This window comes from Acinetobacter pullicarnis, assembly GCF_006352475.1.
Lineage (GTDB): Bacteria > Pseudomonadota > Gammaproteobacteria > Pseudomonadales > Moraxellaceae > Acinetobacter > Acinetobacter pullicarnis.
This window is the reverse complement of record NZ_VCMZ01000001.1, coordinates 720,793-735,583: the sequence shown is the minus strand read 5'-3', so window position 1 is coordinate 735,583 and position 14,791 is coordinate 720,793. Positions and strand designations below refer to the sequence as shown.

Here is a 14,791-nt window from a genome sequence, read left to right as displayed (position 1 = left end):
GACCTCACGGCGTCGCTAAATGCGATGGCTGACCAGAGGTTCCCTGCGCGGCAAGCGCTTGGGTGGAGTGATTCTGCTGCGCTGTATGACTTTGTCCTAACTTAATTTTTGCGCCATCTTTGAGCTTGTCTACCCCATCGATGACCACACGATCATTCTCGCGAAGTGCTCCCTCGGTCACCACAGTGGTATCCCCTTGCACCACACCCGTTTTCACATAGACCACCGAAACCGTTTGATTTGCATTGACCTTATAAACAAAGCTGCCCTTGCTTCCGAGCTGTAACGCCACTGTTGGTACAATGATGGCATTTTTAATGCTGCCTAAATTCATCCGAATATTGACAAACTGGTTCGGAAATAAATGCTGACGATGATTATCAAAACTTGCTTTGATATTAATACTGCCTGTGGCGGTTGAGACTTGACTGTCCAATGCCACTAGCTTTCCTTCGGCGAGTTTTTGGGTGTTTTGTCGATCCCATGCTTCAATGACGACGCGATGTTCGGGATGATCAATAAAAGGCATTAACTGAGCCAAATATTGTTCAGGTACCGCAAACACCACTGAAATATTTTTTAATTGGGTAATATTGGCAATGCCTGTGCTACTGCTAACGCTATTGCCGACATCGACCAGTCTTAAACCAATCCGCCCATCGACAGGGGCAACAACACGGGTATAACTGAGTTGTACTTTGGCATTGTCTACTGCGGCTTGATCTGTTTTCACCACCCCTTGATACTGTTGCACCAATGAAGCTTGTGTATCGTATTGTTGTTTTGCAATCGAATCTTGCTTCCACAGTGTGGCATAGCGTTGTAAATCAAGTTCTGCATTGCTCAATAGTGCTTGATCTCTTAATAACTGCCCTTCACTTTGTAGTAATGCGGCCTTGGCGGTTCGATCATCAATCAAAGCCAACAACTGACCTTTCTGTACAAAACTGCCTTCTTTAAAATAAATCTTGGTTAAGATGCCGCTGCTCAACGGCATCAACACCACACTATTGGTGGAAGTGACGGTACCCAATGCTTGTACTGTGTCATTCACATCTTGTTGTAAAACATTGGCAACCCCTACCACCACAGGCGCTGTATTGGCGGCCGTGGTATTGACAGCATTTGTTGGCACGTTAATGGCGGCGGACTTATAGCTAAAATAGCGAAAAATCCCCCAAGTGATGAGTAAAAGAATGATCAATAAAATAAGATAACTGACGATTCCATTCACCTTGGACGATTTATTGTTGGCTTTGGTTGGTTCAGATGCATTTTTCATTTTTCTCATCTTTTCATTATTCGGAGGGATTGATCATCCGTTTTTGTTTATTTGCTCTTTTCAAATGTATTTCCAAAGATGCAGACTTTGTTATTGATCTTCTTAGCGTTTGAGATTCCAGATTTGGCTGGTGTTTCTCGTTTGGAATTTTGAGATTCTAGTTATAGTTTTGTGGTTTTAGTTTTCGATTGTGGTTTTCGTTTTCGTTTTGAGATGCTCGTTTTCGTTTTGGATTGTGCTTCTAGTTTTCGATTTGAGATGCTCGTTTTCGTTTTGAGACACTTGTTATAGTTTTGGGCTTGAGATGCTTGTTATAGTTTTGTGGTGGTGATTTTGGGCTTCTGGCTTTTGATCAGAAACAATACAGCCCGATCATATGTCAGTTATTTGCAGCAAAGAAACTGTTTAAAACAGTATTGCGTATTTATTAACTTGAAAACATGCCGCTATAAATTGGCTACTTCTTCCTTCCTCCATGCCGACTTTATGCAGTCGGCATGGAGCGCTTCATCACAAAAGTGATTACAAATGGATGATAAGCTTGAGATATTGAGGTTTAATCCGCGATTAAATATCCAAGAAAACCGTTTCTTTTTCGCCCTGAATATAAATATCAAAACGATAAACAATGTCACCATCACGCGCTTCGCGTTTTGCGATTAAGGTCTGACGACGTGGTGCCCATTCAATACTATTCAGTACTGGATCTTGGGCATTGGCTTCGGCTTCATCTTCGAAATAAACCCGTGTGTTCAAACCCAAGTTAATTCCACGAGCAAAAATAATCAGATTAATATGTGGGGCTTGCATGGTTGCTTTGCGCCCAGGCACCCTGCCAGGTTTAATGGTATTAAATGACCAAATCCCAGTTTGAAAATCTGCACCTGCGCGTCCCCACCCCTGAAAGTTTGGATCGGCATCTTTGCCTTGAAAATCGGCTTTACTCGGATAAACGCCATTGGCATCTGCCTGCCAAATTTCCACCAACACATCCCGTAATGGCACACCAATGCCATCAAAGACTTGGCCTTCTAAGCGAATGCGCTGACCTTGTGGATGATGCTTGACTAAATCATGATCAAAGTTATGTTCAAAAACATCAATACCCGCTTGATTGGGTAATAAACCAATATGCACATAGGGACCACCGGTTTGTGATGGGGTCTCATGTAAATCTTCAAATTTCCAACCGTTCATGATGGTTCCATCCCTTAATGTAATTCGTTTTCGAAGTAAGTCGCACGACGACCACGTAAAGTAATATCAAAACGATAGCAACGGCTATCAGCCTCAATAAAGTTACTCTTATCTTCCAAAGCAATTAATGCACGACGTTGCGGTTCAGAGGGGATGGTTTTAATGATTGGGCAAGAATCAATTAAAGGATCCCCTTCAAAGTAGAACTGTGAAATTAAGCGCTGTGCCCAACCATCGGCAAGCAATGAAAAATGAATATGTGCAGGACGCCATTCATTAATACGGTTACGCCAAGGGTATGGACCTGGTTTGATGGTGCGGAAAATATAGAAGCCATTTTCATCGGTCATCATGCGGCCACAACCCCCAAAGTTAGGATCTAAAGAACCAATATATTGGTCATTCGGATGACGATAGCGACCTGAAGCATTGGCTTGCCACACTTCGACCAAGGCATTTTTTACAGGGCGACCAAACTGATCACGCACATAGCCATGCACAATAATCCGCTCACCTATCGGTAAGCTGTCTTTGGCACAGTTTAAAATCAGATCATTGTCTTTCTTACCAAATTGCGCTGCGGAAAACTCGGGTGAAGTTACTTCTGAAATGGTTTCAGCAATTGAAATTAATGCGTTTTTTGGCGAGCGTAACACACTGGTTTTATAACCTGAGGTTTGGGCTGGCGGATGGTCTTCGGTGTTACGTTGCGCGTAAGCACCCAAAATAATTTGAGACATAAATCCTCTCCTTCTGATTGTTTATTTGTCCTTAGTACGCTTTTCTGGGGCAATTCCCATTTCTTCAAAAACTGCTTCAGCCATATGCATCGCGGCATTGGCAGCAGGTAGGCCGGCATACAGCGAAGAATGAATAAATAATTCTTTTAAATCGTCTTTGGTCACGCCATTGTTAAAGCATGCGCGGATATGCATGCGTAACTCATCGTTACGTCCCAAAGCCAGTAAAATGGCAATGGTCACCAGACTACGGGTATGTCGTGCCATGCCTGGACGCGACCAAACTTCTCCCCAAGCAAAACGACTAATGAAGTTTTGAAAGTCTTCATTAAAATCATTTAAGTTTTCTAAAGATCGACCGACATGCTCTTCACCCAATACTTCAGTTCGAACCTGTATTCCTTGTGCATAACGTTGTTCATCGTTCATCTGTCTTCTCGCTTAAGTTGCATCTGTGTGTGCAACAAATGATTTAATTAGAATGGCTATCGAGGCTGCAATTGCAGGAATAAGTAATAAGCTCAAAATGGCACTAAATGACCAATCGTTGCCAAGCAATACAGCGCCAATCCACGCACCGAATACCGCGCCAAAACGACCAATACCTGACATCCATGCCACACCTGTTGCACGGCACTGGGTGGGATAAAAACGTGCGCTCAATACCGGCATGGCCGTTTGTGCGCCATTTGCCGCCATACCTGCACATAAAATAAAAATGGCAAGTAGCACGGGATTCCCCAAGCTTTGCCCAACAATGAAAGCAAATACCCCTGCCAATAAGTAACAGGTTGCAATCACACGGTTGGGGTTAAAACGATCCATGGCCCAACCAATAAATAAAGCACTGACCACCCCTCCGAACTGGAACAAACCACCAATAAATGCAGCTCGCTCCATGGTTGCGCCAGTTTCACGCATTAGCGTTGGCAACCAACTGGTCAGCAAGTAAATAATGATCAGTCCCATAAAGTAGGTGACCCACAATAGAACGGTGCCTTTGGCATAGGATGTTGAGAACAACATCGCCAACACTGATTTTTTACGGCCAGTCTCAGTTTTTTCTTCTGGCACATGGAACTCAGTGACGTGAGCGACTTTGCTTGGTGCAATATGCATGAGAATTTTTTTAACTTGCGCGGTCTTATTGCCCTTCACAATCAAATAACGATATGACTCAGGCAAACAGAAAATGACTATCAGCATCAAAATCAGTGGTGCCCAGCCCCCAATTAAAAACAAGCTATGCCACCCATAGTTTGGAATCAGCCAACTACTAAAGAAGCCACCGACAGCCATACCAAGGTTATAACCACAGAACATGCAGGTCACCAGCAATGAACGCTGACGTGCGGGGCAATATTCTGAAAACAAAGTCGTGGCATTCGGCATGGCCGCACCGAGGCCAATCCCCGTGACAAAGCGATACAGTACCAAGCTATCCAAATCAGTCGCATACGCACAAGCGAGGGTAAAGCCCCCGAATATCAGCATCGCGATGATTAAAACGATCTTGCGACCAAAGCGATCAGCCAAAGGGCCCGACATCAATGCACCAAAAATCATCCCGCCCAATGCGGCACTCATGACAGGTCCAAGCTGAGAACGATCAATCCCCCAATCTTGTGCCAATGCGGGTGCAATGTATCCCATTGCCGCGGTATCAATACCGTCTACAAATACAATGAGAAAACAAACGATCGCAATCATCCATTGATAGATTGAAAAAGGTGCATTATTAATTAATGCTTGGGCATCAATCCCTTTGTTTACAGGGTAACAATCCTGAGATGCCATGCTTGCCTCCTTAAGGCTAAATCCATTTAATTTTTTAGTTCATTGTTTCGACTTCACCATCTCTAATGAGCGAGCTCGATTCAACTCAATTTTTCTGCTCAATTGTGTCCATTTAATGATGACAAGGTTAGGTGCTCCACTTTACGGTTTCGGCTAAATCGCTATTCGCGCGATTGCACCTGCTTAATAAATTGCAGTAGAGAACACAATCACCGGTGCATTTTGTGGGCCTTCAACTTGAATCGACTGACTTTCTCCTTGTCGATTGGTCATGCTTTGCCTCATTGATCTGCTCCTTTTGCGGTCGCCAGTACGGCATCAATTTGTGCTTGGATATTGCCTAGATACGAGGCAGGTCTAAAAATTTGTGCAAGTTCTGCGGCATCAAAATACTGTTGCACTTGTGGCAACGCAGCAACAACTTCCTGTAAATGACGCTGAGTTGCTACGGCTTGCTGACAAGCGGCTTCGACCAAATCATGCGCATTTAAGCGTCCCATTTTCGGAGCCAACGCCATCATCACCGCCTCTGCCATAATCAAACCTTGGGTGCATTCGACATTGCGTTGCATCTGCGCTGTATTCACTTCAAGGCCTTGCAAAACCTCAACCGTACGCTCTAAAGCACCACCACATAACTGAAAAATTTCAGGCACCGCCAACCACTCAGCATGCCAAGCGCCCAAGCTACGTTCATGTTCTTGCACCATGCTTTGGTACACACTTGACATCAATACGGGCATACGATTTGCAGCCGCCAATATCGAAGCCGCTGCAACAGGATTACGCTTATGCGGCATGGTCGATGAACCACCACGGCCTTTTGCAGTAGGTTCAAATACTTCAGCAATTTCAGTTTGCATCATCAATGACCAGTCGCGCGCCATCTTGCCAGTATTGCCAACCACAATCGCCAATGTGCTGGCCACCTCAACAATCCGATCGCGTTCTGCATGCCAAGTGCATACTGGCGTATGCAAATTGAGTTGCTGGGCATAGGCATCTACCACGGCAGTTCCCGCATCGAGCAACGATGCCAATGAACCCACGGCACCACCGAGTTGCGCAGTGAGCGCACGTTGTTTGACTGCGGTTAAACGGTCGAGATCACGTTTAAAACTACTGGCCCAGCGTGCGGCCTTATGCCCGAAAGTAATCGGCAAAGCTTGTTGCAACCAAGTGCGTCCCATCATCACTTGATCACGATATTTTTCTGTGAGTACGAGTGATGCAGCATAGGCCTGTTGGAGTTGTACCTCGATCAGATTGAGTGCATCCCGCATTTGTAAAACACAGGCAGTATCGAGAATATCTTGACTGGTCGCGCCCCAGTGCACATAGCGAGATGCGTCTTCATCGTAGGTTTTGACCGCAGCGGTAAACTGTTTAACAAATGGAATCGCGATATTCCCCGCCAACCCAGCAGCCACAGCCAAGTCCTCAAAATCAATGACCTCAATGCCTTTTGTCGTCGCAACCCAAGTAATGTGCTCTGCGGCGGCTGTTGGAATCACTCCAACTTGTGCTTGGGCCTGCGCAAGCGCCACCTCAGCTTGAAGCATGTATTTCAACAAGGCACGATCACTGAAAATGGCTGTGATATCCGCTTGATAGAACAGACTTGCATATAAATGGCTCATGCGCAGTTATCCTTCTACTCGTTCAATCATCAGTACAATCCCTTAGCCTGCGCCAATACCCATTGCACACAATACATATCGGTCAAATGCGGTACGAACAGCATCTACAATATAGGCATTCTTCATTTTTGCTTCCTTTCTCTCATACGCTAATGCCGATGTGATTGCTTCCACACCATCCTCCCTTCGTCCCTCCTTTAAAAGGAGGGAAACACGCACCCAGTCCAGCTATAAAGCTCCCTCTCCTTTTGGGAGAGGGATGGGGAGAGGGAGTTAATCCTCGACCTGAGTTGTTGCATCAATCAATCTAGCATCCGTCATCACCTGCAATGATTCAAAGCCAAGTCCATAGCCTTTTCTTTCAACAGCAGGAATAGCATCAGCTGCACCCGTATGCCAATTGGCCAAATCACCATTTTCAGCAATTTGAAAAGCACCCAACACACAAAGATCCAAGTGCCCGCCACACATCATCGCAAATGAATCACCATGATGAAAAAAAACAACCCCCTGTTAGCATGGTGACAAATTCTTTACCGGCATTAATCAACTCTGGATCCTGTGCATCTTTTGCAGGCGGTAGCGCAAAGGCCAATAGACCATTTTCAGAAGGTAAAAATACATCCCCACAAGATGGAGACAATTGCACAAAACATTTTTTAGATCAGATCAAAATTAAATGACTCAATCCCAAGTGTTTCCATTGGAATTGCCCTTTATTCTTAATTCTTTTGAGTTGTACAGCTAGGCTTATCAAGCGATTTTGTTCGATCTTTAAAATAAAAATCTGATGATCGAACAAAATTTTAATTGTTTTTATCCAATATCACGCCAACTTAATATAATGATGAGGCTCGCTAAAAATGGATAAAAAAAACGCAATAACACATGCGATCCAATACGGAAATTTTGCAGCAACTTAAGACCAATAAGCGATTTCATCATTGATGATGATATCGAAAATCAGAACAAAAAATCATCAACTCAAAACAAGAAAACTGAAGATCAGCACGGTTCCTTTCTTCACTTTTGTATAGAAAACCGAGTAAAGCGCTAAAGGCTTACATTCATTATTGGATCCAACAATGTTAACTTCCAGCAACTTAGATTACCACTCAGACAGGGATATGGTCTGAATCTAAGCTTAAAAATTCAAATGTAATTGAATATACAGACACACAGGGATTGTCTAAATAGCAATGAGCCAAAGGCCCTTCCTGTCTGCTTGTTATAAGGAGAGTCTTAAATGGAGCTTAATCCAAGGGAAGAGCTGAATAAAAAAGCCATGAATTCATTTCAGTGGTTTATTATCGGGATCTGTATTCTTCTCAATATTATTGATGGTTTTGATGTCATGGTCATGGCATTCACCGCATCCTCCGTATCCGCTGAATGGGAACTCACTGGATCCCAACTAGGTGCTTTACTCAGTGCAGGCTTATTTGGGATGGCGTTTGGCTCCCTCTTCCTCGCACCATGGGCAGACAAAATCGGTCGTCGCCCACTGATCCTCATTTGTTTACTTATTTCTGGCTTTAGCATGATTGCAGCATCGATGGTGCAATCCGCTTTCCAACTCGGATTTATGCGTTTTATTACTGGTCTTGGCATTGGTGGCATTTTAGCCAGCAGTAACGTCATTGCCAGTGAATATGCCTCAGACAAATGGCGCAGTTTATCGGTCAGCTTACAATCAACTGGTTATGCCATTGGTGCAACGGTTGGCGGTCTGATTGCAATTTATCTCATCAGCACATTTGGTTGGCGCACGGTGTTTCTTGCAGGCGGTATTTCGACCTTGGTCATGGTGGCGGTAACTTACTTTGCACTACCTGAATCATTGGATTATTTGCTGGCGAGACAACCTAAAAATGCCTTAGAAAAAGTCAATGCACTCGCAAGCCGATTGGGCATAAATCCAATCTCAAGCATGCCAGAAGTGATGGTGTATCAGCAGCAATCTAAGAGCAGTTTCTCCAAGCTATTTAGTCCTGCAATGGGACTACAAACCATTTTCTTATGGCTCAGTTTTTTCTTGGTGATGTTTGGCTTCTACTTCGTAATGAGCTGGACCCCTAAAATCCTAACCTCTACTGGCATGACCACCACACAAGGTGTTACCGCAGGTGTATTGATTAGTGCGGGTGGAATTTTCGGTGCGGCCTTGATTGGTTTAATCAGTTCTAAAATTCGTATTTTCTACGTGCAAGCAGCATTTATGGGCATTACGGCATTGTTAATTGTGGCCTTTGTAAGCAGCACAACTTCACTCAATATCGCCTTATTCTTGGCATTATTGCTCGGTATTATGGTCAACGGTTGCGTTGCGGGTTTATATGCAATGTCTCCATCCATTTATGGGGCAGATGTCCGTGCGACAGGCGTTGGCTATGCGATTGGCTTTGGTCGTGTCGGTGCCATTATTTCACCATTGGTTGCCGGTGTTTTCCTTGACTCAGGTATTTCTCCTACAACCCTGTATAGCTACTATGCCATTGCCTTTATTTTGGCGATTGTGGTGGTACTTAGTCTTTCAAAATCCAATGCGAAGCACAAGCAAAGCTATCCGTTCAAAAGTTCAAGTTCTACGGTTTAAACAGATTTCAAGGCTGGTTCTGCCAGCCTACTTTTAAAAATTTCAGGAAGAAATAATGAAATATGTAATGTCTATTGCAGGGATTGGGCACAAAGTTTTATTTTCCAAGCAGAATCTGGATATACCGAAGGCTGGGTTGGGATTGGATTGGATTGGATGTGCAAGCCTTTGCTGGTTTTAAGTTAATGGGTGACAAAGACGATGCCGGTACGAGTTTATTAGCGGTCGATAAAGCCAGTCATGAACGCGCCAATAGCTATGGTGAAATCGGGGTGACGGGAAAAGTTAAAATAAACAATAACACGCTACACGTCGGTACACTCGGCCCGCAGTTTCCCGTGTTCATGTCCTCATCTGCCGTTTATTCCCTCAGACTTATCGCGGTGTACATTTACAATCCACTGAAATCCAAGATTTAAAACTACATGCGATTTATGTCGATCGGGTCAATCACCGTGATTCAAGCAATTATGAGCACCTCCGACTGGCCAATCCCAATCAGCGCTTTCAAAGTGCCGCGGAATCGTCTGGACTGTATATGTTTGGTGGAGATTATACGCTCAATTAAATAAATACAATATGGATCCAATTTGCACTTAAAACCGATAATTTAAGTTGACTACAGATTTATAAAGCAATAAATTGGATCCAATTAATAGCGTGATATGGAGATCCAAATGTTTATTAAAAATGCATGGTATGTCGCTTGTCGCCCTGAAGACCTTCAGGAAAAACCTTTGGGTCGTACCATTTGCGGTGAAAAAATCGTATTTTATCGCGGCAAAGAAAATAAAGCCGCAGCAGTTGAGGATTTTTGTCCACATCGTGGCGCACCGCTGTCACTTGGTTATATTGAAGATGGCAATCTGGTTTGTGGTTATCACGGTTTAGTGATGGGTAACGATGGAAAGGTGGTCTCTATGCCGTCACAACGTGTTCGTGGTTTTCCCTGCAATAAAAGTTATGCCATCTTAGAAAAATACGGTTTCATTTGGGTTTGGCCAGGTGAACAAGCACTAGCGACCGAAGCAGCTTTGCCCGTGCTTGAATGGGCTGAAAGCAATGAATGGTCTTATGGTGGTGGCTTATTCCATATCAATTGCAACTATAAGTTGATGATTGATAACCTGATGGACCTGACCCATGAAACCTATGTGCATGCCAGCAGCATTGGTCAAAAAGAAATTGATGATGCACTCCCAACCACCAAAGTTCAGGGCGATCGTGTGATTACCGAACGTCATATGGAAAATGTAGAAGCCCCGCCCTTCTGGAAAATGGCACTCCGTGGCAATAACCTCGCAGATGAAGTACCTGTCGATCGCTGGCAGATCTGCCACTATTACGCCCCAAGTAATGTGCATATTGAAGTGGGTGTTGCACATGCCGGTCATGGCGGTTATCACGCAGCGAATGACAAAAAAGTATCCGCTATTGTGGTCGATTTCATCACCCCTGAAACCGAAACATCACATTGGTATTTCTGGGGAATGGCACGTAACTTCCAACCAGACAACGCAGCATTAACCGCTGAAATTCGTGCCGGTCAAAGTAAAATTTTCAGTGAAGATCTCGATATGCTGGAACAACAACAACAAAATATCTTGAACAACCCTGAGCGTAAATTACTCATGCTGAATATTGATGCAGGTGGTGTACAGTCCCGTAAAGTGATTGAACGCTTGTTAGCATTGGAAAATACGGACAGCAAAATTCAAAATATCAACCTTGCATAAGGAATCGCAACATGGATGTGATTATTCAAAATATTCTGCCACTGACCCCGCAGATTCTTGGCTTTGAACTGATTCAAAAAGATGGATCTGCCCTACCAGCATTCACTGCGGGTTCGCATGTCGATGTCTTTTTAGAAAATGGCTTAATTCGTCAATATTCCTTAGCCAATTGCAGCAGTGAAACGCATCGCTACCTGATTGGGGTACTGCAAGATGAACATTCACGCGGGGGATCCAGTTTTATCCATGCTAACTTCAAAGTTGGTGATACCCTCAAAATCAGTGAACCACGCAATTTATTCCCGATTCAAGCTGCCACTCAAAAAGCCAAACTTTTTGCAGGTGGTATCGGAATCACCCCCATTTATGCGATGGCCCATGAATTAAAAGCCAAGCACATTCCTTTTGAACTGCATTATTTTGCACGCTCAAGCACGGCACTGGCTTTTGCAAAGCAGTTACAGCAACAGTTTGATGGTCAAGTATTTTTCCATGTCGATGATGCGCCTGAATCTAAAGCAGATATGCAGCAAATTCTCGCTGAACCGGCAGAGTCACATCATTTATATGTCTGTGGCCCGAATGGATTTATGGATTTTATTATTCAATCTGCAGAAAAAAATGCTTGGTACTCAGCGCAAATTCATAAAGAGCATTTTGTTGCAGTCGCACAAGACACCACCGATGATGGTGAGTTTAGCATTGAGATTAAATCGACGGGTCAACGTATTGCCGTCGCAGCAGATCAAACAGCGGTGCAAGCCCTTGAAGACAGTGGTTTTTGCATTCCAGTGTCATGTGAACAAGGCATTTGCGGGACCTGTTTAACCAATGTGCTTGAGGGTGAACCAGAGCATCGTGATATGTTCCTCACCGAAGAAGAACAAGCCATGAATAATCAATTCACCCCATGCTGTTCGCGTTCGAAGACAAAAGTCTTGGTGCTGGATTTATAAGGTTTTTTGATTCCAAAAGCAGCTCGTTATGCACAGCCGTGCTGGTGACTTTCTTGAAAGTAATCTTTGCGTCACTGTGCTAAGGCCTGTATTGAAAAGCAAGCTCTCCTTAAAGGAGAAAAGTACTTCATATAAGTAATGCCAGTCAGTTAAGGGATTTTGTAGTTTAAAAGCACCCTCTTCCCACTTGCGGAATATATTCCTCATCCCAAAGGGAGAAGGGGCTTTCAGATACAACTGATCAATCAAAAACAGTTGTATTTGTCTTAACTGACTAGCATTACCCCTAACCCATCTTTTCCAAAGAGGGGGACTTTTTTGGTAATTCAAAGCCTAGTATATGCGATACAACGCTCCTCCCTTTGAAAAAGGGAGGTTGGGAGGGATTGTCTCAAAAAAGCTAAGCAGTATGCCGCACAAGGGGGGGGTCGACTAGTAATTTCTATCAAAAGACGTATAGATACCCCTCCTTAAAGGAGAAAAGTACTTGATCTAAGCGTTTCTATTCTGCCAATATCGCTTTTACTTTTTCACCTAAAATAACCACATTACTGTGCTCACGCATCAGGCTCTCCGCGCTGCCAGATCGACCATGCAATAAGGCATCATAAATGGCGCAATGTTGTAGATGTGCGCAGTGTAAACGACGGTATTCACTAAAATCATTGTTGTTGTCGTAGGTAATCGCTTGGGCAGAAGCCATCGGCAATTGATTATTTTTGGCAAGCGCTTGCATCAAGGCAACATTGTCCGCGCCCTGAATAATCGTGTCATGAAAAATCACATTGTGGTGATGATAAATCTCTAGGCCATCTTCATTAAAGCTACCACTTTGAAATAACTTTTCAGTTTCCTGAATACAGTTCAGCAAGGTCTTTTTTTGTTCTTCGTTTAGTCCTTTTTCAGCCAAACTCTTGGCTGCTAAACCTTCCAATACCCCACGAACTTCCAGCGCATCATGCACCAATTTGCCCGAAATTTTTCGAACGGTATAACCTCGTGTCGGGTTTTTTATTAATAAACCTTCTTGCTCTAGCAAGCTAAAAGCCGTCCGGATCGGTTGACGAGACACACCCAATAATTCTGCGGTCGGAATCTCTGCGATACGCATACCGCCTTCAAATTCACCTGAAATAATCATTTTTCTAAGTTTAATTAACACCTGTTGTCCAGAAGACATCCTATGCACACTTTATTTATGAAACCCGACATAATGCTACAGGTTTCATCCATTCCAAGCAATTCAAATAAAGTGTGTCATATACAACTTTGTCAATCTAAATTTTAGCGACAAGCCCTTATAGATTAAGGTCTTATCGCTCAATTCAAATCAATGATTGAATAATGCTGCGCACACCGGTAAGTCTGGCATAGCTATGCAGACTTACCATAACTTGACGGTCTATCGCCATGGTTTGTCGGGTTGATTACTAAAAACAATCATTGAGATATCGGTTGCTTTTCGCGCAATTAAGTCCTGACCAAGCGCTTTGGTGAGTGCGATGACATTGTACTTATTTTTTAGGAATGGGCAGTGTTGAATCAAGTTTCCAAGCATCTTAATTTGCGTTTCTACGGGGAGGACTCATCCTTAAATTCTGGTGTTTACGTATCATCGTTTTGACCAACCGTACAAACACCGAATAAACTCAATCTGATTAAAATTAGAATATACCTAAGAAACCTAATTTTTCTAGATACTTAAATTTAAATACAATAATTGATATCTCAACCATATGGTTGATTATGCAACTAAATATTTTAAAAGTAACTATGCTAAAATTGCTCAAAATAATTTATCGCCTTTGCTATGAAGCCAAAATCTACATTGGAACTTAATCGTTACCTGCCCGCATTAATTAATTTTTTTTCCAATAAAATGTCTAATGCCTCCTCTCAGCTTTATGCCCATCTTTTTAATATGGGTGCAACCGATTGGCGAGTTATTTCCTTGCTGGCAGTTGAATCCAATATCCCTGCAAGTCGGATCTGTCAGGTGATTGGCCTCGATAAAAGTGCAGTAAGCCGTTCTCTGAGCAAATTAAATCGAGATGGCTTTATTGAAATAGAAGTAGATAAAAAAGATACCCGTGCGCGAAAGAATGCATTAACGGAAGCTGGAATCCGCCTGCATGATGAGATGTATATTGTGGCGTTAGAGCGCGAACAAGAAATTCTGAATGTGCTCTCCGTTGAAGATCAAGAACACCTGATCAGAATCATGAATGCATTAAATACAGAAATTACCGATATTAATGATTTTTTCACTGAAAAATACATTACAAAATAAGAATTTAATCAGCTTTGGTTTTTAAATTATTGACCATGATCTCTAGATTATTTCGCATCAGTAAAGCGAGATTCATATCAATGCCTTGCAGCATTTGAAGCTCGACAGCTTCGACGACCTGATTACATTCAGCCAATTTCTTATGTCCAGATGCCGTTAATTTCACCAAAATCCGACGCCCATGTGTTGGATCTGGATTTTTTTCGATCCAGTTTTCGGAGAGTAAATCCTGCAAAATTTTGTTTGCTGACTGTGGCTTAATAAAAGAGCGTTCTGCCATTTTTGCATTAGAAAGACAATCTTTGGCCGCAAGCACCGACAGCGCCGTATATTGCGGCAGGGTGATATTAAGCTGCCTTAATTGTTCTGTAAGCATTTTACTAATAATACGGTCAACCCGAGCCAGCATATAACTGAGCCTAGGTGACTGATTTTCATTTTGTTTGTGTGGCTTTTCCAACATAGTAATTCTTGATTTAATCCTAATCAGGTATATGCGTATTAGAGCATATTTCAAAATTAAAATGTAAGGTTGAACAAGGCCGTATCTCGGCGCT

General features: G+C 43.1%; 14 protein-coding genes and 2 pseudogenes. 6 read left to right on the top strand and 10 right to left on the bottom strand.

Annotated elements, in window-relative coordinates; translation table 11 throughout:
• Window positions 1–4: 4 nt before the first annotated feature.
• From FD716_RS03100 to FD716_RS03070, 8 genes and pseudogenes are all read right to left on the bottom strand, one after another.
• Entirely contained in the window at window positions 5–1,282 is a 1,278-nt protein-coding gene (locus tag FD716_RS03100) for an efflux RND transporter periplasmic adaptor subunit (protein WP_139850905.1), read from the bottom strand.
• A gap of 567 nt (window positions 1,283–1,849) precedes the next feature.
• Window positions 1,850–2,479 (bottom strand): protocatechuate 3,4-dioxygenase subunit alpha, encoded by a 630-nt coding sequence (gene pcaG, locus FD716_RS03095; RefSeq protein ID WP_139850904.1) that lies wholly within the window; start codon window positions 2,477–2,479, stop codon window positions 1,850–1,852.
• Window positions 2,480–2,493: 14 nt separating this feature from the next.
• Window positions 2,494–3,219, bottom strand: coding sequence for a protocatechuate 3,4-dioxygenase subunit beta (gene pcaH / locus FD716_RS03090; protein ID WP_139850903.1), 726 nt, complete (start codon window positions 3,217–3,219; stop codon window positions 2,494–2,496).
• A 21-nt stretch (window positions 3,220–3,240) separates the two neighbouring features.
• A complete protein-coding gene (gene pcaC, locus FD716_RS03085; protein WP_139850902.1) occupies window positions 3,241–3,648 on the bottom strand; it encodes a 4-carboxymuconolactone decarboxylase in 408 nt (135 codons plus the stop codon).
• A 12-nt stretch (window positions 3,649–3,660) separates the two neighbouring features.
• Window positions 3,661–5,016, bottom strand: a complete 1,356-nt coding sequence (locus tag FD716_RS03080; protein WP_139850901.1) for an MFS transporter — start codon at window positions 5,014–5,016, stop codon at window positions 3,661–3,663.
• Window positions 5,017–5,297: 281 nt separating this feature from the next.
• Complete coding sequence (pcaB, locus tag FD716_RS03075) at window positions 5,298–6,656, bottom strand: 3-carboxy-cis,cis-muconate cycloisomerase (RefSeq protein WP_139850900.1); 1,359 nt, start codon at window positions 6,654–6,656, stop codon at window positions 5,298–5,300.
• A 42-nt stretch (window positions 6,657–6,698) separates the two neighbouring features.
• Entirely contained in the window at window positions 6,699–6,830 is a 132-nt protein-coding gene (locus FD716_RS19255; protein ID WP_267285302.1) for a hypothetical protein, read from the bottom strand.
• 189 nt (window positions 6,831–7,019) lie between these two features.
• Window positions 7,020–7,293, bottom strand: a pseudogene (locus tag FD716_RS03070) (CoA-transferase); the annotation flags it as partial.
• Between the two features lie 609 nt (window positions 7,294–7,902).
• Between FD716_RS03070 and FD716_RS03065 the strand changes: the two are divergent.
• The 5 genes and pseudogenes from FD716_RS03065 (at window position 7,903) to FD716_RS03040 (ending at window position 11,944) form a co-directional block, all read left to right on the top strand.
• Window positions 7,903–9,252: an MFS transporter gene (locus FD716_RS03065; protein WP_139850899.1), complete on the top strand. Its 1,350-nt coding sequence runs from the start codon at window positions 7,903–7,905 to the stop codon at window positions 9,250–9,252.
• 39 nt (window positions 9,253–9,291) lie between these two features.
• Window positions 9,292–9,438, top strand: coding sequence for an OprD family outer membrane porin (locus FD716_RS19405; protein ID WP_139853598.1), 147 nt, complete (start codon window positions 9,292–9,294; stop codon window positions 9,436–9,438).
• Window positions 9,438–9,820: pseudogene (locus tag FD716_RS19400) on the top strand (OprD family outer membrane porin). The gene FD716_RS19405 and the pseudogene FD716_RS19400 overlap by 1 nt, the downstream one beginning before the upstream one ends.
• Window positions 9,821–9,929: 109 nt before the next feature.
• Complete coding sequence (locus FD716_RS03045; protein WP_139850897.1) at window positions 9,930–10,988, top strand: aromatic ring-hydroxylating dioxygenase subunit alpha; 1,059 nt, start codon at window positions 9,930–9,932, stop codon at window positions 10,986–10,988.
• An 11-nt stretch (window positions 10,989–10,999) separates the two neighbouring features.
• The gene (locus FD716_RS03040; protein ID WP_139850896.1) at window positions 11,000–11,944 is read left to right on the top strand and encodes a PDR/VanB family oxidoreductase; all 945 of its coding nucleotides are present in this window, start codon (window positions 11,000–11,002) and stop codon (window positions 11,942–11,944) included.
• 502 nt (window positions 11,945–12,446) lie between these two features.
• On the opposite strand, the gene FD716_RS03035 is transcribed toward FD716_RS03040, so the two are convergent.
• Window positions 12,447–13,124, bottom strand: coding sequence for a GntR family transcriptional regulator (locus FD716_RS03035; protein ID WP_139850895.1), 678 nt, complete (start codon window positions 13,122–13,124; stop codon window positions 12,447–12,449).
• 630 nt (window positions 13,125–13,754) lie between these two features.
• Here FD716_RS03035 and FD716_RS03030 point away from each other — a divergent pair.
• Window positions 13,755–14,234 carry a MarR family winged helix-turn-helix transcriptional regulator gene (locus tag FD716_RS03030; RefSeq protein ID WP_139850894.1) on the top strand — a complete coding sequence of 160 codons (480 nt, stop codon included), beginning with the start codon at window positions 13,755–13,757 and terminating at the stop codon, window positions 14,232–14,234.
• A 4-nt stretch (window positions 14,235–14,238) separates the two neighbouring features.
• Here the strand turns inward: FD716_RS03030 and FD716_RS03025 are convergent, their stop codons facing one another.
• The gene (locus FD716_RS03025; protein WP_139850893.1) at window positions 14,239–14,697 is read right to left on the bottom strand and encodes a MarR family winged helix-turn-helix transcriptional regulator; all 459 of its coding nucleotides are present in this window, start codon (window positions 14,695–14,697) and stop codon (window positions 14,239–14,241) included.
• Window positions 14,698–14,791: the final 94 nt, after the last annotated feature.